At 70.3% G+C, this 20950-nt stretch carries 13 protein-coding genes; 8 read left to right on the forward strand and 5 right to left on the reverse strand.

The annotated features are described in order from the left end of the window. Positions 1-19 precede the first annotated feature (19 nt). A complete protein-coding gene (locus tag ACFFQA_RS34430; protein ID WP_377861414.1) occupies positions 20-1003 on the reverse strand; it encodes a UDP-glucuronic acid decarboxylase family protein in 984 nt (327 codons plus the stop codon). Next, a complete protein-coding gene (locus ACFFQA_RS34435) occupies positions 979-2328 on the reverse strand; it encodes a glycosyltransferase family 2 protein (RefSeq protein ID WP_377861417.1) in 1350 nt (449 codons plus the stop codon). Before ACFFQA_RS34435 ends, ACFFQA_RS34430 begins: the two co-directional genes overlap by 25 nt. 183 nt (positions 2329-2511) lie before the next feature. Here ACFFQA_RS34435 and ACFFQA_RS34440 point away from each other — a divergent pair, with 183 nt between their 5' ends. From ACFFQA_RS34440 to ACFFQA_RS34465, 6 genes are all read left to right on the forward strand, one after another. Further along, complete coding sequence (locus ACFFQA_RS34440; protein WP_377861419.1) at positions 2512-4752, forward strand: endo-1,4-beta-xylanase; 2241 nt, start codon at positions 2512-2514, stop codon at positions 4750-4752. A gap of 9 nt (positions 4753-4761) precedes the next feature. Next, positions 4762-5385 (forward strand): O-methyltransferase, encoded by a 624-nt coding sequence (locus ACFFQA_RS34445; protein WP_377861421.1) that lies wholly within the window; start codon positions 4762-4764, stop codon positions 5383-5385. Between the two features lie 43 nt (positions 5386-5428). Then, positions 5429-7312: an APC family permease gene (locus ACFFQA_RS34450; protein WP_377861422.1), complete on the forward strand. Its 1884-nt coding sequence runs from the start codon at positions 5429-5431 to the stop codon at positions 7310-7312. A 66-nt stretch (positions 7313-7378) separates the two neighbouring features. After that, positions 7379-8683, forward strand: a complete 1305-nt coding sequence (locus ACFFQA_RS34455; RefSeq protein ID WP_377861425.1) for a haloacid dehalogenase-like hydrolase — start codon at positions 7379-7381, stop codon at positions 8681-8683. A 447-nt stretch (positions 8684-9130) separates the two neighbouring features. Then, a complete protein-coding gene (locus tag ACFFQA_RS34460; RefSeq protein WP_377861427.1) occupies positions 9131-10255 on the forward strand; it encodes an HNH endonuclease signature motif containing protein in 1125 nt (374 codons plus the stop codon). Positions 10256-10809: 554 nt separating this feature from the next. Continuing rightward, positions 10810-11214 (forward strand): hypothetical protein, encoded by a 405-nt coding sequence (locus ACFFQA_RS34465; RefSeq protein ID WP_377861431.1) that lies wholly within the window; start codon positions 10810-10812, stop codon positions 11212-11214. 18 nt (positions 11215-11232) lie between these two features. Here the strand turns inward: ACFFQA_RS34465 and ACFFQA_RS34470 are convergent, their stop codons facing one another. Together ACFFQA_RS34470 and ACFFQA_RS34475 are read right to left on the reverse strand one after the other, a co-directional pair. Further along, a complete protein-coding gene (locus tag ACFFQA_RS34470) occupies positions 11233-11751 on the reverse strand; it encodes a SixA phosphatase family protein (RefSeq protein ID WP_377861433.1) in 519 nt (172 codons plus the stop codon). Positions 11752-11894: 143 nt separating this feature from the next. Further along, positions 11895-12218, reverse strand: coding sequence for a hypothetical protein (locus tag ACFFQA_RS34475; RefSeq protein ID WP_377861436.1), 324 nt, complete (start codon positions 12216-12218; stop codon positions 11895-11897). A gap of 378 nt (positions 12219-12596) precedes the next feature. Between ACFFQA_RS34475 and ACFFQA_RS34480 the strand changes: the two genes are divergently transcribed. Beyond that, complete coding sequence (locus ACFFQA_RS34480) at positions 12597-18083, forward strand: ATP-binding protein (RefSeq protein WP_377861439.1); 5487 nt, start codon at positions 12597-12599, stop codon at positions 18081-18083. Positions 18084-18336: 253 nt separating this feature from the next. Next, entirely contained in the window at positions 18337-19764 is a 1428-nt protein-coding gene (rox, locus tag ACFFQA_RS34485; protein WP_377861441.1) for a rifampin monooxygenase, read from the forward strand. 56 nt (positions 19765-19820) lie between these two features. Here the strand turns inward: rox and ACFFQA_RS34490 are convergent, their stop codons facing one another. Further along, positions 19821-20837 (reverse strand): hypothetical protein, encoded by a 1017-nt coding sequence (locus ACFFQA_RS34490; protein ID WP_377861443.1) that lies wholly within the window; start codon positions 20835-20837, stop codon positions 19821-19823. Between the last annotated feature and the right edge of the window lie 113 nt (positions 20838-20950).

Consider the following 20950-nt stretch of genomic DNA (forward strand, 5'->3'; position numbering starts at 1 on the left):
GCGTATCCGCGCGCTGTGGTCAGTGCGCGGTGTCGGAGCCGACGGTCGGCCGCGTCGAGGCGTCATGGTGGACGGACCGGAACCAGGAGATCGTGCGGGCCATGCCTTCGCGCAGGTCGACCGTGGGGCTCCAGCCGAGCTCGGCGCGAGCGCGCCGGATGTCGGGACAGCGGAGGTCGGGGTCGTCCTGGGGGCGGCCGGTGAAGGTGATGGGGGAGTCCGAGCCCGCTGCCTCCCGGATGAGAAGAGCCAGGTCGAGCATGGTGATCTCGTCGGGGTTGCCGAGGTTGACCGGGCCGGGCGTGGTGGAGCTGTGCAGCCTCAGCAGTCCGTCGACCAGGTCGTCGACGTAGCACAGCGAGCGGGTCTGGGTGCCGGTGCCGGTGATGGTGAGCGCTTGGCCGGTGAGCGCCTGGACGACGAACGTCGGCACGGCGCGGCCGTCGGTGGGCTGCATGCGCGGCCCGTAGGTGTTGAAGATGCGGGCGATGGCGGTGCTGGTGCCGCGCGTGGTGCCGTGTGCCGTGACGAGTGCTTCGGCGAAGCGCTTGGCCTCGTCGTAGACGCTGCGCGGGCCGATCGGGTTGACGTTTCCCCAGTACGTCTCGGTTTGCGGGTGGACGTGGGGACTGCCGTAGACCTCGGAGGTGGAGGCCAGGACGTAGCGCGCCCCCTTCTCGTGTGCCAGGTCCAGGGTGTTGTGCGTGCCCGCCGAGCCGACCGTGAGCGTCTCCAGCGGGTAGCGGAGGTAGGCGGCGGGCGATGCGGGGGAGGCGAGGTGGAACACCACGTCCACCGCCTCGTCGATCCGGACGCGTTCGCTCACGTCCCAGGGGATGAAGCGGAAGTGCCCGGCGGAGCCGAGGCCGGTGATGTTCCGGCGCGACCCGGTGAGCAGGTTGTCGACGCAGATGACCTTGTAGCCCTCAGCCAGGAGACGCCGGCACAGGTGCGAGCCGACGAACCCGGCTCCGCCCGTCACCACCGCGCAAGTACCTCGCATGCCCCGCTTCTCCGCTCCGGTCGTGGCGAGGCCCCCGCGATCGGTTGCCTGCCGCTGAGCATTCCTTCCAGTTCCTGGCAGCCTTCTCGGAACGAGCCGCCCTGGGATCTGAGCAGGGACGCCATGTCCTCCGCGGTGTCGGGAGGACGCGACAACCGGGTCCAGGTGTCGACGAGCCGCCCGCGCCACAGATGCCTGTTCACCGAGAACCGAAACCTCTTGCGCACCAACGCATCCAGCTTCGAACAGGCAGGAGTAGCGCTGATCGGGCGAGCGTGTTGTCGCAGCAGCGGGGGCAGCCACTGTGCGACCGGGCGGCGAGCTGCCGGATCTCGACCGAGCTGGGAGTAGTCCGGAGCGGCCAGGTCGGTGATCGGCGTTGCCACCTGCCGCGCGACGCGGCGCCAGCCCGCCCGGAGCGCCGGGTGGTCCACCCGCACCAGCTGGTGTCCCCACTCGCGGCCGAGCTCCTCCAGGTATCCGATCAGGAAGCTGGTGTGGAGGATGAGGTCGTACACGGTGAAGGCCGCACGCACCGCGGGGTCGGGGAACTCGCTGAAGCGGCGGTAGCCGTCGTCCCTGCCGTCGACGATCGAGCGGTACCAGTCCAGGGCACCGGGCAGTGCGGCCTCGGGGTGCGCCTTGCGGGTGTGGAGACGAGCGTGGGCGCGGCCGTAGCGCGCGTACCGCTCCGAGATCTCCTCGACTGCCTCGGAGAGCCGATGGGACACCGGCTCGGCGTTCCCCAGCCAGCGCGGGGTGTGCCCCGCATCGCGCAGGCTCAGGCCGAAACCGGTGTCCTCGCCGGCGTTGTTGAAGTTGCGGTCGTCGAAGAACAGGCCACCCGGCACCAGGTCCCTGCGGAGCCCGCAGTTGGCGGTCACCACGTACTGCGCCTCGCCCGTGTCGTCCGCCGGGGCGTGGAACAAGCGCTGGTAGTCGATGAACGCCGTCACCGATCCCCGAACCAGGGTCCGGACCGGAGCCGCCACCGCGACGCGGTCGCCGCTGCCGAGCGCGGTGCCGAGCTCCTGGCACCACGACGACGGCACGATGCAGTCGTCGTCGACGAAGAGCAGAACATCGTTGTGGGCCAAGCGAAATCCGATGTTGCGTGCTCCCGGTGCGCTTCTGCGCTCCACGGTCACGACCTTGAGCATCGGCGATCCCATGTTCTCCAACGGAGGCCGCGCCGTGGTGCCGTTGACCACCACCAGCACCTCGGCTTCGTCCCCGCGCGAGGCGGCGGACCGCAGGACGGACTCGACCGTCTCGCGGATGGCAGCGCGTTCAAGCGTTGTCGGCACGACCACCGAAATGCTCACAACCACCCAACTCCCGGACGGTTAACATGATCATGTCTTCCCGTTCATGCTCTTACCACCCGTGGCCGCTCCCACCAAGGGTGATCTCGTTCGCTTCGGCCAGTCGCATGCAAGGAGGATGCGCGGATGTCGCAACGCCGGGGAGTGTATTTCCTCGCCAACGACGGATTTCTGGACCACGCCGTGCCGTTCCTGAACAGTTTCAGGCGGTTCAACCCCGACGTGCCGTTGTGCCTGATCCCGTTCGCCGACGACGTCGAGGGGCTCACCGCCCTGCGGGAGCGGCACCGGTTCTCCGTCTTCACGGACATCGACCTGCTGCGGACCTGCGAAGCCATCGGCTTGGAGCTGCGCGGGAAAGCCTTGGGCCACTACCGGAAACTCGTCATGTGGGAGGGCCCGTTCGAGGAGTTCGTCTACATCGACAGCGACGCGATCGTGTTGCACGGCATCGACTTCGCCTTCGAGCTGCTCGCCGACTACGGGTTCGTCACGGCGCACGGTGACGACCCGCTGATCCGGGAACACGTGTGGAACGACTCGGTCTACGGCGCTGGAGTCCTTACCTGGAAACAGATCGCCTTCTCCGGGGCGACCGGGTTCATCGCGTCCAGGCGGGACTGCCTGCGGCTGGACGACGTCCTGGACCGGCTGCCCCAGGCCGCCGAGCTCCTCCCGCACATGTGCCCGCACGTCGTCGATCAACCGTTGCTGAACTACCTGATGGTTACCTCGGGGCACCGGTACGCCAGCCTGTTCGGGCTGACGCGGGCAGGAGTCGAGCACCTTCCACTGGAGCGGTCGGCGGAAGCGGTGCTCGGTGTCGTGCGTGACGGCCAGCTCGTGAGCGCGGACCGGTGCCCGACGCTCATGGTGCACTGGTCCGGGCCGGTCAAGGAGTCGACCGACACCTCGCACCTCGAAGCGCTGCGGGAGTTCTACCGGAACAGGCCGGCGACGCCGGACGACGCACCGGACGACGCGGGTACGAGCTGCACGTTCGAGGACGGCTCCCGCCAAGGATGGCGTCCTCGCGAGGGCGGTGAGAGCTGCGTGGTCACGACCGCGGACGCCCACACGGGCACCAGCAGCCTGCTGGTCACCGGGCGGGCCACGTGCTGGGCCGGGCCGGTGAAGGCGCTGGAGGCGGAACCGGTCGGATCCACCTGCCGATTCGCCGTGTGGGTCAAGCTCACGCCAGGCGAACCCGCTTCGCGGCTGCGCCTGTCCATCGGCCGCCACCTCGCGGGCACCGCCGAGTTCGACCAGGTGACCAAAACCGCTGTCGTGACACCCGATGCCTGGGTCGAACTGGCGGGCACCTACACCGTGGCTCATCCAGTCGACTTCCTCAGCCTCTACGTCGAGTCGACGAGTGGCACCGCGTCCTTCTACCTGGACGACTTCACCATGCGGCGCCTGCCCCGGCCCTCGATCGAGGCGGACATCCCTTCGCTGAAGGACGTGCTCGCGGCGTGTTTCCCCTTCGGCACGGCGATCGGCACTCACCAGATCGTCGCGGACCACGCGGAGCTCGTGCTCAAGCACTGCGCCTCCGTCACCGTGGGCAACGCGCTCAAATGGGATGCGGTCGAACCTGCCGAGGGGCACCACCGCTGGACCGATGCCGACGCCCAGATCGGCTTCGCGGGCGCCAACGGGCTCGCCGTCCGCGGGCACACGCTCGTCTGGCACGAGCAGACCCCGGCGTGGGTGTTCCGGGACGACACCGGCGCAGAACTGCTCCCGGCACCGGAGAACAAGCAGTTGTTGTTGCGGCGACTGGAAAATCACATCCGCGCCGTCATGGGCCGCTACGCGGGGCGGATCTCCGCGTGGGACGTCGTGAACGAGGTCATCGACGAGACCGAGCCCGAGGGGTTGCGGCGCAGCCCGTGGTACGACCTCACCGGTCTGGACTACATCCGCACCGCGTTCGCCGTGGCGCGTGAGACCGACCCCGCCGCCAAGCTCTACCTCAACGAGTACGACACCACTCGGCCAGCCAGGCGCAGGAGGCTCGCCGCGCTGGTCCACCGGTTGCGCTCGGAGGGGGTGCCGATCGACGGGATCGGGCACCAGATGCACATCGCCGTCGACCAGCCCACGGCCACCGACATCGAGGACACGCTGCGCACGTTCACCGAGCTCGGCCTGGACAACCAGATCACCGAGCTGGACGTGAGCCCTCGGCCCACAGGCGGGGGCGCGGCGGTGTCCGCCGAGGAGCAGGGCCGTCGCTACGGCGAGGTCTTTGTGACGTTTCGCCTGCTGTGCGGTCACATCAGCTCGGTGACCGTCTGGGGGCTGGCCGACAACCCCGACAACCTGTGCACGTTCCCGCACACCGGAACCGACAACCCCCTGATCTTCGACGAACGGCTCCAGGCCAAGCCCGCCTTCTGGGCCATCGCCGCGACGTGAGAGGACACCGTGGACCAGACATGGGACGAGTTGACGCGATGGGTGCAGCCCACGAGCCCGATGCCCGTGGGCGACGGCTGCGCGGCGGCCCCGGACCTGTTGCTCTACCTGATGCGATGGGTGCGCCGCAGGCGCCCGAGCCTCATCGTGGAGCTCGGCAGCGGCATCTCGACCTCCTGGTTCGCGATGGCGCTGCACACCTTCGGAGTGCCTGGCCGGGTGGTGAGCCTGGAGCACTCGGACCAGTACGCGGACCAGGCCCGGCATCAGCTGCGGGCATTGGGTTTGACGCACCTGGCCGAGGTGCGTCTCGCTCCTCTTGAGGACGTCCGGCTGTCGGGGGAGAACCACCGGTGGTACCGGCGTTCGGCGTGGCAGAGCCTGCGTGACTGCGATCTGTTGTTCGTGGACGGTCCTCCCGGTTGGAGTGCGCCGTTGGCGCGCTACCCGGCGGTACCGCTGCTCGCCGACGCACTCGCCCCGGGAGCCCTCGTCGTCCTGGACGACCACGACCGTCCCGACGAACGCGAGATCGTTGACCGCTGGCGACAGGCGTACCCCAGCTGGTCGTTCAGTCCTCTCGCGCACAAGAAGGGAACCGCCGTCCTGCACCTCCCCGGCGGCCGGGCATAGCGCCTTCCGGTTTGGGGTCAACGGCCTGAGGTAAGACCACACCGTGAGCGGACGCCACGCGGGGCCGTATGCCGAGCCGGAGGGCCCGGAGCAGCGGCACCCCTGGTGGAAGGTCATGTGCCTGAGCGGGCTGGACTACTTCTCCACGCTGGGGTACCAGCCGGGCATCGCGGCGCTGGCCGCCGGGGTGTTGTCGCCGATCGCGACCGTGGTGCTGGTGCTGGTCACGCTGCTCGGCGCGTTGCCGGTCTATCGCCGCGTCGCGCGCGAGAGCCCGCACGGCGCGGGCTCGATCGCGATGCTGGAGCGAATGCTGCCGTTCTGGCGGGGGAAGCTGTTCGTTCTGGTGCTGCTCGGCTTCGCCGCCACGGACTTCCTCATCACCATGACGTTGTCGGCCGCCGACGCCACCGCGCACATCGTGGAGAACCCGCACGTCGCCGATCTGGTCAAGGGCAGCAGGGTTCCGATCACCCTGGTGCTGCTCGCGCTGCTCGGCGCGGTGTTCCTCAAGGGGTTCACCGAGGCGATCGGCGTCGCGGTCACCCTGGTGGCGAGCTACCTGGCGCTCAACGTCGTTGTCGTGGCAGTGGGTTTGTGGCACGTGGTCGCGGCGCCGCACGTGGTCGCCGACTGGACCCACGCACTGACCGCCCAGCACGGCAACCCGATGCTCATGATCGCGGTGGCGCTGCTGGTGTTCCCCAAGCTCGCACTGGGGCTGTCCGGCTTCGAGACCGGTGTCGCGGTGATGAACCACGTCGAGGGCGATCCCGCCGAGCCCGAGGAACGGCCGGTCAAGCGCATCCGGGGCACCAGGAAGCTGCTCACGACGGCCGCAGCCATCATGAGCGTCTTCCTGATCACCAGCAGCCTGGTCACCACCCTGCTCATCCCGCAGCGGGAGTTCGCGCCCGGCGGCTCGGCCAACGGCCGCGCGCTCGCCTACCTGGCGCACGAGTACCTGGGCGACGGGTTCGGCTCGGTCTACGACCTGTCCACCATCACCATCCTGTGGTTCGCGGGCGCATCCGCCATGGCGGGACTGCTCAACCTCGTGCCGCGCTACCTGCCCCGCTACGGGATGGCACCGCACTGGGCGCGCGCGATGCGCCCGATGGTGCTGGTGTTCACCGCGGTGGCGTTCCTCGTGACGTGGATCTTCGACGCGAACGTGGACGCCCAGGGTGGTGCGTACGCCACCGGCGTCCTCGTGCTCATCACCTCAGCCGCCGTCGCCGTCACGCTCTCCGCGCACCGCGCCCACCAGCGGGGCTCGACGATCGCCTTCGCGGTCATCTCGGCGGTCTTCATCTACACCACGGGGGCCAACATGGTGGAGCGGCCCGACGGGGTGAAGATCGGCGCCTGCTTCATCGCCGGGATCCTGCTGGTCTCCCTGCTCTCACGGCTCTGGCGCGCCTTCGAGCTGCGCGTCACCCGCGTGGTGCTCGACGACGCGGCGACGCACTTCATCACCGACGTCCGCGGCAGCAAGCTGCGGTTCGTCTCCAACGAGCCGGAGGCCCGCGACGCCGCCGAGTACCGGGAGAAGCTCCAGCAGATCCGCGAGGACCACGACATCCCCGTGGAGGAGCAGGTGATCTTCGTCGAGGTGACCGTGCGCGATCCGTCGGAGTTCGAGTCCGAACTGACCGTGTGCGGGGAACTGATGCACGGTGAGTACCGGGTTCTCACCATGGAGAGCGCCAGCGTGCCCAACTCCCTGGCCGGGTTCCTGCTGCACGTGCGGGACCGGACCGGTCGGCAGCCGAACATCTACTTCGAGTGGACCGAGGGACACCCGGTGGTCCACTTCCTGCGGTTCCTGCTGTTCGGGGTGGGCGAGGTCGCCCCGATCACCCGCGAGGTGCTGCGGGAGGCCGAACCCGACCGGTCCCGCCGCCCTCGGGTGCACGTCGGCTGACCGGCCCGAGTGGACTGTACGGTGAGTCCTCCTGAGGTGAAGTCGAGGCAAGGGGGAGTCGGCTCCATGCGCATCCCGTCCCTTCGTACCGTCGTCGGCCTTGCGGCGGTCGTCGCCCTGGGCACCTCGGTGCCCGCTGCCGCCGCACCGCACGTTCCGTCCGGACCGTCCGGTGTGGACTCGGCGCGGTGCCCGCGGCTGTCCACCGCGCTGGAGTGGTTCGGTGACAACCGGGAGCGGCTCCAGCGGGCGATCGACGAGCGCGGGACCTGTTCGAACCCGGACCTGAAGCGCGGAGAGCGCCCGGTCGCGGCCTTCGACTGGGACAACACGGTGACCAAGAACGACATCACCGACCTCGCCATCGCGTGGGCGCTGAAGCATGACCGCATCCTGCGTCCGGCGAACTGGGCGGACACCAGCCCGTGGCTGACCGAGAAGGCCGTGCGGCGGCTGACCGAGGCGTGCGGCACGGACGTTCCGGTCGGTCGGCCGCTGCGCACCTCCACCAACATCGCGTGCACGGACGAGATCTTCTCGATCCGGGAGGGCGCGAAGCTGGTCAGCGGCGAGAACGCCTTCACGGGTGACTGGAACCGCCGCCGCACGGTTCCGCAGTACGCGTGGGTGTCGCAGCTGTTCGCCGGGCACACCGAGGCGGAGGTCAACGCCATCGCGCGCGCCTCCCGCGCCGCCGCGCTCGCCGCGCCGGTCGGCTCCACCCAGAAGGTGGGCAGCCACACGATCCACGCCTACGCCCGCTACTACCCGCAGATGAGGAACCTGATCTCGACCCTGAAGCGGGCCGGGTTCGAGGTGTGGATCGACTCCGCGGGAGCCGCCCCGATCACCGAGCCCTGGGCGGCCGGTGTCGGGATCGACCGCGAGCACGTCATCGCCATCCGCAACGTGCTCGACCGCAGGGGCCGGATCACCACGACGATCAAGGGCTGCGGCGGTGAGCCGGAGGGCAAGGGCGAGAACATCCCCTACATCGAGGGCAAGCGCTGCTGGCTGAACCAGGAGGCGTTCGGCGTCACGGGGCCCGCGGCGTGGCAGCGGCAGGCCCCGCGGCACCGGCCGGCGATCGTGGCGGGCGACGCCAACACCGACGTGTCGATGGTCGAGGACGCCACGGCCGCCCACCTGGTGATCAACCGCAACCAGAACGAGATCCTGTGCAAGGCCTACGACAACGCCGACGGGCGCTGGGTGGTCAACCCGATGTTCATCGAGCCGTTGCCGCGCAAGTCCACCGCCTACCCCTGCTCCACCACCGGGTTCGTCAACCCGGACGGTTCGCTCGGTCCGGTGCTGCGGCAGGACGGCACCGTCATCCCGGACCAGCGGGACACCGTGCACGGGCGGTGAGCCCCGCTCGCCGCTGTCCCGGCCCACAGCAGCGAGGCACCCCAGCGCAGTCCCGTGCGCCCGCGTGGGCTGGCGTGGTCAGGTTTCGCGTTGTGGAGCCTTAGCGCGTGTCTCTGTTTAGTTTCGGCGTGGTCCTCGGGCGTGCTCTTCGGGCGTGGATGAGTCGCGACGGCTTGCTTGTGATGGTCGCTGCGATCGTGTTCGTGGCGACCAGCGGGCGAGGTCCGTCGTTCGGGGTCGCGGCGCCGGGCGCCCTCGGCCCCAGGGGTTGATCGGCTGGTCCCGGGAGGCGGCCATGTGTGCGGTCTGAACTTTTCCACTTGAGGCACCCCCTGGGCGCGTGCCCAGTTTCGGCGATAGTGCCACGTTCACCGACAGCGAAAGAATCGCCCCCCATTTCACCCCATAGAGCCATGATCGCCATTTTCGGCGAGATAGAATAAAAATATGACCCCGGACGAGACCCTCGACGCAATCGAGGACGCCTACCGCGCGGTGAATCACGCGCACGCGGTCCTGGCGCGCTGTCTCGCCGATTTGGTGGTCAGCACGGATTTCGCGGAGTACCCGTATCTCGGGGATGAGGTCGGCGCTCTGTTGTCGATTTCCTCGCGCAAGGTCAGCACGCTGATCTGTCACGCCGAGAACCTCGCCTCCCGCCCCGCCGTCCTCACAGCCCTGGAGGAGGGCCGGATCGACCAGGGCAAAGCCCTGCTGATCGTGGACCAGCTGGAGCCGCTCACGGCTGTGCAGGCGGAGATCGTGGAAGCGGTGTTGATCGAGTACGCCCGTACCCATCACTACAGCCGGATCCGGCAGCACGCCCAAAGCCTGATCGCCAAGCTCGACCCGGAAGCAGCCGCTCGGCGGCACGAGGAGAAGAAGCGCACCCGGCGGGTGGAGAAACTCAACCTCGACGACGCCATGTGTGCGTTGCGGTTCCAGTTCACCGCCCTCCAGGGGGCCTTGGTCTGGGATCGCATCGACCGGATCGCCCGAGGCCTGGATGATGAGCGCACCATGGACCAGCGCCGCGCGGATGTCGCCTTTGACCTGTTGATGGGTAAGGAGACCGGTGCCCCGCAGGGGGAGGTGAAGGTCCTGGTGACCCTCCCGGCGACGACGTTGATGGGGATGGACCAGGAACCCGGGATGCTGGCGGGTTATGGCCCGATTCCCGCAGACGTGGCGAGGGACATCGCCGCCGGGGGTACGTGGAAGCGGATCCTGACCGACCCCGTCACCGGGGTGGCGGTGGACGTGGGCCGCACGAACTACCGGCCCTCAGCGGCCCTGGCCGATCTGGTCCGGGCGCGGGATGTCACGTGTGTGGCGATCGGCTGTCGGCAACCGGCGCACCGCTGCGATCTGGATCATTGCGAACCCTTCGATGGCACGAACACGGTCGCGGATGATCTGGGCGCGAAGTGCCGACGACATCATGTGATGAAGCATCACACGCGGTGGAAACGAACCCAGCTCCCGGGCGGTATCCATATCTGGACGACGCCGATGGGGAGAACGTATGTCCGTGAGCCGGAGCCGATAGCGGATCCTGCTCCCCCGTTTTAAACCCGGCCCCGGCTAGCCCGCCACCGCTAGAGGTGAGCGGGCTAGCGGTGGTGGGTGGTCAAGGAAATGCGCGCCGGAGTCCGGGAGAATTATCCGAGGGCAATCCGACGGAGTCGGGGCGGCAGCACGGCCCTCAACGACGCCACCGCGGCCTCAGCGTCACCTCAGACTCAACGCCACCAATAACCCCGACACCAGACCGCGCATAACGCCGCGAGCTTATGGACGCTTCCGCCCCCAAGAGTGTCCATGAGGACGTGTCTCGCCTGGCTCACCAGCTACCGGCGCCTGACCCTGCATTATCTAGGATTCGCCACCCTCGCAGCAGCCCTGGCCTGCTTCACGAAACTCTCCACGTGAGACACCCTCCAAGGCTCCACGGCGCGAACGAGGGGGTACGCGTGGTGGGTACCCGGTCGAGGAGTGGCGGCGGGGCTGGCGTTGACCGCGAGCGTGTCGATCACCGCCACCAGCCCGATGCGGTCGCCGAGTGCGCGGCTGAAGCCCAGGCTTCGCCCTCGGGGTCGTCGGCGGTCCAACCCACTCTGGCAGGGGTGGAGGAACTGCTCGCCGACGAGGCGGCACACGACTTCGCGATGACGTTCCTCGAACAGGTCCAGAATCTGACCTCGCACCGCCTGAAGACGTTCCTCGGCCCGGACGAGGTGACGGGGCTTCTCGGTCCCCGAAGCGCGGTGTGGTGGCGCGTGCTCGACGAGTTCTGGGCCGCTGTTGCCGCCTGGTGCGCGGACAACCAGCCTCCGCTGGAGTCCAGCGAAGAGATTCTTTCGGTGCAGAACGAACAACTGCGGGCGATGCTGTGGACGACCAACCGAACGTTGCCGACCGGCGCGAAGCTGGGGCTGGCGGCGGCAGTCCGGTACGAGAAAGCCACCGGTGCGGGCTTTCCCGGATTCAGCCACATCGCAGTCGCGCTCAGGAGCACGGGGCAGGGCTGAGCGGTCGGGCTCGCCCGCTCAGGCGTTCGGGGTCCAGTACGCGACGAGCCGCCCGGCTCCGGACCCCAGCGACCGCCAGGGGCCGCTGAAGGTGATCACGGCCAGCGTGGCGGTCGGGAAGCCGCCCCGCCGCACCCGGTCCAGCAGATCGCCGTCCGCCGCTCCGGGCAGCGCCTCCGCGAGGCCGTGCAGCCCGGGGTTGTGCCCGACGAGGATCAGGTCGTTGACCGCGTCCGAGACCTCCGTGAGCACGCCGATCAGCTCTGTGGCCGAGGCGTCGTACAGGCGCTCCTCGTAGACGGTCTTCGGCCGCCGCGGCAGCTCGCTGACGACGAGCTTCCACGTCTCCCGTGCCTGGGTCGCGGTGGAGCACAGGGCCAGGGCCGGAGCGATGCCCGAACCCGCGAGCCAGCGACCGGCCATCGGAGCTTCCTTGCGCCCGCGCTCGATCAGGGAGCGTTCGTGGCCGTTCTCGAATGAGCTGTCGGCCTTCGCGTGACGCACGAGAACGATCCGGCGGGGCGTGTCATCGCTCATTCTTCGCACACTCCCGTCATCCACTGTTCAAGATCAACCCCATACAACCTGAAACACGGGGTCGTGCCACAGCGGCCGAACGAGGGATTTCGATCCCGCATCCGCGCATCCCCTCGGGAACATGAGCGGATCTCCGTTGACAGTTAATGATCGACAGGTGCGGGCAACGGGGTGATTATTCGCGGCTCGGCGTTCCGCTGGCGGATCGCGGTGCCCAGGACGCCGCGGGAGAACGTCGCGGCGATCTGCCGGGTTTTGCCGCCGAAGCCGCAGTGCGGCGCGACGCGGAATGACATGGCTCGTCGCGGCCTTCTGTTGGAAGCGAAGGAGAGCACGCGGGATTCGTTGTCGAAAGCCTTGAAGTGGCGCCGTCCGGCCAGTCCGCGTCGGATGAAAAAGTAGTTCTCCTCTTCGTGCGACAGTTCCGTCGCCAGTTCTTTCCTCGGCGGCCCGGTCTGCTGCGCCATTCGGCCCATCTCCGCGGTGAGGTGGCTGAGCGAGGGGAGTGGGCGAAGGCGGGCTCCCGCCGCCCGTTACGATCACGCCGGGTCCGTCCTCCGCCGCCCCGCGGCCTTCGCGGCCGAAGCGGGGCAATCGACTAGACTTCCCCGCCGCTTCGGCGACCCGACCCTTCGTTCTTTGTGGCAGACCTTGCGCGAAACCGCGGCCACGCCGTGTGGTAGGGGGCGCTGTTTGTAGGGTCCCCACAACACAACGGCTCCGGCATGCGTCATGCGGAACAGTGGTGTACTCGCCAGTAACAGAGCAGGGTCTTCACAGGTGCAGGCGACGCTCCGGGACCCGGACGTCGCCTGCTGCGTGCAGGTACTTGGGAGGCTCAGCCGGTGTTCAGTCGTGTCGCCATCGTCAACCGTGGAGAGGCCGCGATGCGGCTCATCCACGCCGTCCGGGATCTCTCGGCGGAAACCGGGACGCGGATCGAGACGGTCGCGCTCTACACCGACGCCGACCGCAACGCGACCTTCGTCCGCGAGGCGGACATCGCCTACTCGCTCGGGCCCGCGTCGGCCCGCCCGTACCTCGACCACGCCGTCCTGGAGCGGGCGCTGGTGGAGACCAAGGCCGACGCCGCGTGGGTCGGCTGGGGCTTCGTCGCCGAGGACCCCGCTTTCGCCGAGCTGTGCGAGAAGATCGGCGTCACCTTCGTCGGGCCGAGCGCGGAGGCCATGCGCAAGCTCGGCGACAAGATCGGCGCGAAGCTGATCGCCGAGGAGGTCGGCGTCCCGGTGGCGCCGTGGAGCCGCGGCGAGGTCGCCACCCTGGAGGACGCGCTGCGCGCCGGTGCCGAGATCGGCTACCCGCTGATGCTCAAGGCGACCGCGGGCGGCGGCGGGCGCGGCATCCGGATGGTCGCCTCGGCCGACGAGCTTGCCGACGCCTACGAGCGCACCAGCCAGGAGGCGCTGCGCGCCTTCGGCTCCGGGGTGGTCTTCCTGGAGCGCCTTGTCACCGGCGCCCGGCACGTCGAGGTCCAGGTCATCGCCGACGGGCAGGGCACCGCGTGGGCGCTGGGCGTCCGCGACTGCTCGGTGCAGCGGCGCAACCAGAAGATCATCGAGGAGTCCGCTTCCCCGGTGCTGGCCCCCGAGCAGGCCGCCGAGCTGAAGGCGTCGGCCGAGCGGCTGGCGCTGGCCGTCGACTACCGCGGCGCGGGCACCGTCGAGTTCCTGTACCACCCCGGCGAGAAGCTGTTCGCCTTCCTGGAGGTCAACACGCGCCTCCAGGTCGAGCACCCGATCACCGAGATCACCACCGGCACCGACCTGGTCAAGCTCCAGCTGCACGTGGCGGGCGGCGGCAAGCTCGAAGGCGCGCAGCCGGCCGAGAGCGGCCACGCCGTCGAGGCGCGGCTCAACGCCGAGGACCCGGACCGCGACTTCGCCCCCTCGCCCGGCCGGATCACGCGACTGGCCCTGCCCGCGGGCCCCGGCATCCGCGTGGACACCGGCGTCAGCGAGGGCGACACCATCCCGGCCGACTTCGACTCGATGATCGCCAAGATCATCGCCTACGGTCGCGACCGCGATGAGGCGCTCGGCAGGCTGCGCCGCGCGATGGCCGAGACCACGGTGATCATCGAGGGCGGCGCGACCAACAAGAGCTTCGTGCTCGACCTGCTCGACCAGCCCGAGGTAGTCGACGCCAGCGCCGACACCGGCTGGATCGACCGCGTGCGCGCCGAAGGCCGCCTGGTCACCCACCGGCACTCCGCGGTCGCCCTCGCCGCGGCCGCGATCGAGGCGTACCAGGACGAGGAGGAGGTCAGCCGCCAGCGGCTGTTGTCCACCGCGCACGGCGGGCGCCCGCAGGTGCAGCACGAGAGCGGCCGTCCGCTGGACCTCAAGCTCCGCGGCGTCGGCTACCGGGTGAGCGTCGCCCGCGTCGGCCAGCAGCGCTTCCGCGTCGGCGTCGCGGGTGGCGGTGACGCGCACCTGGCGGACGTCGAGGTCGAGCGGTTCGACGCGCACAGCGGCCAGCTCGTGGTCAACGGGCACCGCTTCCGGGTGGTGTCGGCCACGCACGGCCCGATCCACCTGGTCGAGGTCGACGGCGTCACCCACCGGATCAGCCGCGACGAGGGCGGCGTCGTCCGCTCTCCCGCGCCCGCGCTGGTCGTGGCGACGCCGTTGTCGGTCGGCGACGAGGTCGACTCGGGCGCGCCGATCCTGGTGCTGGAGAGCATGAAGATGGAGACGGTGCTGCGCGCGCCGTTCCGCGCCCGGGTCCGTGAGTGCCCGGTGTCTGTGGGCAGCCAGGTGGAGACCGGCGCGCCGCTGATGCGCCTGGAGCCGCTCGCCGACGAAGGCGCGGAGCAGGAGGCCGATGGCCCCGCCGAGACCGTCGAGATCGACCTGCCCGCCGCGCCGTCGGAGGTCTCCGCGGCCGACCGGGTCGAGCGCGGCCTGCAGGACCTGCGCAGCCTGCTGCTGGGCTTCGACGTCGACCCGCAGGACCGCAAGCGCGTGCTGTCCGGGTACCTGGCAGCGCGAGCCGAGCTCGGTGGCCGCACGGTCGAGGGCGAGCTGGACCTGCTGACGGTCTTCGCCGACCTGTCGGAGCTGAGCCGCAACAAGCCGGGCGGGGAGCTGGAGGTGGAGCCGGGCAGCCCGGTGCACAGCCCGCGCGAGTACTTCCACAGCTACCTGCAGAGCCTCGACGTCGAGCGCGCCGGTGTCCCCGAGGGCTTCCAGGCCAAGCTGCGGAAGGTGCTCGGGCACTACGGCGTCGCCGAGCTGGACCGCACGCCCGAGCTGGAGGCCGCGGTCTTCCGGATCTTCCTGGCGCAGCAGCGGACGTCGGCCGACGTCGCCGTCGTGTCGGAGCTGCTGCGGCAGTGGCTGGCCGGCCCGCCGCCCGCCGAGCCGCTGCACCAGCGGGTCGGACTGGCGCTGGAGCACCTCGTCGCCGCCACCCAGGTGCGCTTCCCCGCGGTGTCGGACCTGGCGAGGGGCGTGGTGTTCCGCTGGTTCGCCCAGCCGCTGCTGCGCCGCAACCGGGCCAAGGTCTACGCGGCGGTGCGCGACGACCTGCGCCACCTCGACCGCAACCCGGACGCGCCGGACCGCGCTGAGCGGATCCAGGCCATGGTCGCCAGCGCCGAGCCGCTGGTGCGGCTGATCGGCCAGCGGATCGGGCGGCCGGGCCGCGACCACGCCCCGCTGCTGGAGGTGCTGACCCGCCGCTACTACGGCAACCGCGGCCTGTCCGAGGTCACCGCGCGCGACACCGAGGGCTGCCGGTTCGTCACCGCCGAGCACACGACCCCGGCCGGTGCGACGCGCGTGGTCACCACCGCCGTCGACATCACCGCACTGCCCGCCGCCATCGGCGCGGTCGGCGCGTTCGCGGCCGATGTCGCCAAGGACGGGCTGGTCGCCGACCTCTACGTCACGTGGGAGGACCAGCCGGACGCCGACGCGATGGCGGTGCGGCTGGGCGAGCTGCTCGCCGAGCACCCGCTGCCCGAGGGCGTCCGCCGGATCACCACCACCGTCGCGGGCACCAGCGGCGCGGTGATGCACCACCATTTCACCTTCCAGCCCGACGGTGCGAGCTTCGCCGAGGACCGGCTGATCCGCGGCCTGCACCCGCAGATCGCGCAGCGCCTGCAGCTGCACCGGCTGCGCGAGTTCGACCTCACGCGGCTGCCGTCCTCGGACGAGGAGATCTACCTCTTCAAGGCCGTCGCGAAGAGCAACCCGGCCGACGAGCGGCTGTTCGCGCTGGGCCAGGTCCGCGACCTGACGCCGCTGCGCGAGGCCGACGGCAGGCTGGTCGCGCTGCCCGCCGTGGAGGACGCGATCAACGCGGGCCTCGACGCGATCCGCAACATCCAGGCGCAGCGCCCGCAGAACAAGCGCTTCGACACCAACCGGATCATGATGTACGTCTGGCCGGCGACCGAGGTCACCCCGGACGAGCTCAACACGCTGGTCGAGCGCATCCTGCCGACCACGGCGGGCGCCGGGCTGGAGGAGCTGCAGTTCCTGGCCCGCCAGCGCACCGCCTCCGGTGAGCTGACCGAGGTCTCCGTGCGGATCGCACTCGACCCGGGCAACGGCGCGACCCTGCACGTCGGGGAGCCGTCGACGGAACCGGTGCGGCCGCTGGACGACTACGGCCAGAAGGTGCTGCGCGCGGCCCGGCGCGGCAACGTCTACCCGTACGAGCTGACCGACCTGCTCGCCGGTCCGGACGGCAGCTTCGTGGAGCACGACCTCGACGACAACGCGGTCCTCGTGCCGGTGGATCGGCCGAAGGGCAAGAACACCGCCGCGATCGTCGCGGGTGTCGTCAGCACGCCGACCGAGCGCCACCCCGAGGGCGTCACCCGCGTGGTGCTGCTCGGCGACCCGACCAAGGCGCTCGGCGCGCTGTCGGAGCCGGAGTGCTCGCGGGTGATCGCCGCGCTCGACCTCGCCGAGCGGATGCGGGTCCCGCTGGAGTGGTTCGCGCTCTCGGCGGGCGCGCGGATCTCGATGACCTCGGGCACCGAGAACATGGACTGGGTCGCGGCCGCGCTCAAGCGGATCGTCACCTTCACCCAGGACGGCGGGGAGATCAACATCGTCGTCGCCGGGATCACCGTCGGCGCCCAGCCGTACTGGAACGCCGAGGCGACGATGCTCATGCACACCAAGGGCATCCTGGTGATGACGCCGGACTCGGCGATGGTGCTCACCGGCAAGCAGTCGCTGGACTTCTCCGGTGGCGTTTCGGCCGAGGACAACTTCGGCATCGGCGGCTACGACCGCGTGATGGGCCCGAACGGCCAGGCGCAGTACTGGGCGCCGGATCTGCCGGGCGCCCGCGACGTGCTGATGGCGCACTACGACCACACCTACGTCGTGCCCGGCGAGACCGCGCCCAGGAAGGCGGAGACCTCCGACCCGGTCCACCGCGACGTCTCCGAGTTCCCGCACGCGATCGTCGGCAGCGACTTCGCCACCGTCGGCCAGATCTTCTCCGCGGAGCACAACCCGGACCGCAAGAAGCCGTTCGACATCCGTACGGTGATGCGCGCGGTGTCCGACCAGGACCACCCGGTGCTGGAGCGCTGGGCGGGCATGGCCGACGCCGACACCTCGGCGGTGCAGGACGCGCACATCGGCGGCTGGCCCGTCTGCCTGGTCGGGATCGAGTCGCGGGCGGTGCCGCGCCGCGGCTTCCCTCCCACCGACGGCCCGGACACCTACACCGCGGGCACGCTGTTCCCGCGGTCGTCGAAGAAGACCGCGCGGGCGATCAACTCGGCGTCCGGCAACCGGCCGCTGGTGGTGCTGGCGAACCTGTCCGGGTTCGACGGCTCACCGGAGTCGATGCGCAAGCTCCAGCTGGAGTACGGCGCGGAGATCGGCCGGGCGATCGTGAACTTCGAGGGCCCGATCGTGTTCTGCGTGATCTCCCGCTACCACGGTGGCGCGTTCGTGGTGTTCTCCAAGGCGCTCAACCCGAACATGACCGTGCTGGCGCTGGAGGGCTCGTTCGCCTCGGTGCTCGGCGGCGCCCCGGCGGCGGCCGTGGTGTTCTCCGGTGAGGTGAACAACCGCACCGCGACCGACCCGAGGGTGACGGAGCTCCAGGCCCGGCTCTCGGCGGCCAGCGGCGCGGAGCGGGCGGCGCTGAACGCCCAGCTCGCCGAGGTCCAGGCGGGCGTCCGGGCGGAGAAGCTCGGCGAGGTCGCCGCGGAGTTCGACCGGGTGCACAGCATCCAGCGCGCGGTCGAGGTGGGCTCAGTGGACGCGATCATCAGCGCCGCCGAGCTGCGGCCGCGGATCATCGAGGCCATCGAGCACGGCATGAAGAGCTGACGCTTCGCGCGAAACCGGCCGCAGCCCCGCTGCGGCCGGTTTCGCGTTTTCCGGGGCTGGTGCGCACTCATGGCGCTCGTTCCGCGTCACCGCGCCGCGAGGAGCTTGTTCGTCCACAATGGACGCAGGGGCAGGGGGGAGCTGCCTGCTCCCCGCCACTTCCAACGTATAGCGCACAGGGGGTCTTGCGGCAAGACCCGGGTCGTGCCGCAGACTCTCCGGCCGAAGAGCAACCTCGGTGAATGGGCGGTTCATGTTCGACGTGATCGTTGCTGGTGGCGGGCCGACCGGCTTGATGCTGGCCAGTGAGTTGCGGCTGCACGGCGTGCACGTGCTCGTGCTGGAGCGGGAGGCGGCGGCGCTCCCGCACGTCCGTTCCCTCGGCCTGCACGTGCGCAGCATCGAGGTGATGGACCAGCGCGGGCTGCTGGAGCGGTTCCTCGCCCACGGGCAGCAGTACCCGGTCGGTGGTTTCTTCGCGGGCCTCACCAAGCCGTCACCGGTACGGCTGGACTCCGCGCACGGCTACGTCCTCGGCATCCCGCAGACCACCACCGACCGCCTGCTGGAAGAGCACGCCGCCGAGGTCGGTACCGAGATCCGGCGCGGCTGCGAGCTGGTCGGGCTGAGCCAGGACGACGAGGGGGTGACCGTCGAGCTGGCCGACGGCACGCGGCTGCGCTCGCGCTACCTCGTCGGCTGCGACGGCGGGCGCAGCACGGTGCGCAAGCTGCTCGGCGTCGGCTTCCCCGGCGAGCCCGCCAGGGTCGAGACGCTGCTGGGCGAGATGGAGCTGACCGCGTCACCGGAGACGGTGGCCGCTGTGATGGCCGAGGTCCGCAAGACCCAGCTCCGGTTCGGCGCCGGGCCCATCGGGGCCGGGGTGTACCGGGTCGTCGTGCCCGCCGAGGGGGTGGCCGAGGACCGCACGGTCCCGCCGACCATCGAGGAGGTCAGGCAGCAGTTGCGGGCGACCGCCGGCACCGACTTCGGCGCGCACTCACCGCGCTGGCTGTCCCGCTTCGGCGACGCCACCCGGCAGGCCGAGCGCTACCGGAGTGGTCGGGTTCTGCTGGCGGGCGACGCGGCGCACATCCACCCGCCGGTCGGTGGCCAGGGGCTGAACCTCGGCATCCAGGACGCGTTCAACCTCGGCTGGAAACTGGCCGCCGAGATCAACGGCTGGGCGCCGGAGGGGCTGCTGGACACCTACCACGCCGAACGGCACCCGGTGGCCGCGGACGTGCTCGACAACACCCGCGCGCAGATGGAGCTGATGTCCCTCGAACCGGGTGCCCAGGCGGTGCGCAGGCTGGTGTCGGAGCTGATGGACTTCGATGAGGTGAACCGGTACCTGATCGAGAAGATCACTGCGATCTCGGTCCGCTACGACTTCGGCGAGGGGCACGAGCTGCTCGGCAGGCGGCTGCGCGACGTGCCGCTGAAGCGGGGTCGCCTCTACGAGCTGACGCGCGGTGGCCGCGGACTGCTGCTCGACCAGACCGGCCAGCTCTCGGTGGCGGGGTGGGCGGACCGGGTCGACCACGTCGTCGACGTCAGCGAGGAGCTGGACGTGCCCGCCGTGCTGCTGCGGCCGGACGGCCACGTCGCGTGGGTCGGTGATGATCAGCGGGATCTGCTCGACCAGCTGCCCCGGTGGTTCGGCGCCGCCGTCGGCTGAGTTCGCGCGCGGCCGGTGCGGCACCGCACCGGCCGCGTCCCGTGGCTAGGACGGGGCTAACGGGGATGGCGGGCGACCTTCGCCCACTCGTTCAGCAGCCGCCGCGCCGACCCGCCGATCGGACCCACAGCGTCGGCCAGTGTCGCGGGGCTCGGCAGGCGCGCACCGGCGACGGCGGTGACGGCCTGGGCGGCGTCGGCGATGGTCGAGGAACAGACCGCGCGCAGGTACTCCGGAACGGAGAGGGCGGGGTCGGTGCAGCCGACGATCGGGGTGCCGACCGCCGCGATGAGCGGGAACACCGTGCCAGGAATGCCGATGGCCGCTTCGGCCCGCGCCGAGGCCATCACCGAGCTGACCGAGCTGATCTCGTAGGAGTCCCAGAGGCGCCGGTCCTCGCGGGGATGCAGGCCGACCAGGATCCGCTTCCCGGCGGCGGCGAGCTTTTCCGTGGCGTCGAGCAGGAGCTTCGTGCCCGGCGCCGCACTGCCCGTGCTGTCCGGGTGCGTGACGCTCGTGAGGACCAGGACGAGGTCCTTCTCCGGAGCGCGCTGGGGGAGGACGTCGGTCTGCGGCGAGCCGACGATCCGGACATGCCTCCTCGTGCCGAGATGCCCGCCGAAAGCACGACCCTCGGCCGGTGCCGACGAGGTGATCAACCGCAGTCGCGGACGGATCTCCTTGGCGCGCGGCGCCTCCACGGGCTGCTGGTAGGCGAGCGAGCTCGCGGCCACCGGCATCCGGCCCAGCCGCGCCACGCACTCGGCCGGCCAGTCCCCGGCACCGGTGACGACGAGCAGGTCAGCTCGTGGAGCGTCCGCGAGCGTTGCGACGGGCACCGGATCGCCGGGCGTCACCTGGGAGCGGTCGGGCACGAGCTGGGTCAGTCGCCAACCGCGCCGATCGGCCTCCGCGAGCAGGGGCTTGACGTGATAGGTGCCCCAGGGCTCATTGGTCGCGATCAGCACCTGGCGCCCACGCGCCGCGTCGGCCGCACCAGCGTCGACAGCGACGGCCGCGACCCCGGTGACGACACCGCCGAGCAACGCGCGCCGCGATAGCAGGGTTTCCATGCAGCGCACCATAAGTGCGCGGATCAAACACCGGGTGAACCCTTCGGCGACATCCAGACGCCGTCGCCCCCCGGCCCGCCTCCTCCCGTCCCACCCCCTCCCGTCCCACCCCC

It is taken from the genome of Allokutzneria oryzae (genome assembly GCF_042429765.1).
GTDB classification, from domain to species: domain Bacteria; phylum Actinomycetota; class Actinomycetes; order Mycobacteriales; family Pseudonocardiaceae; genus Allokutzneria; species Allokutzneria oryzae.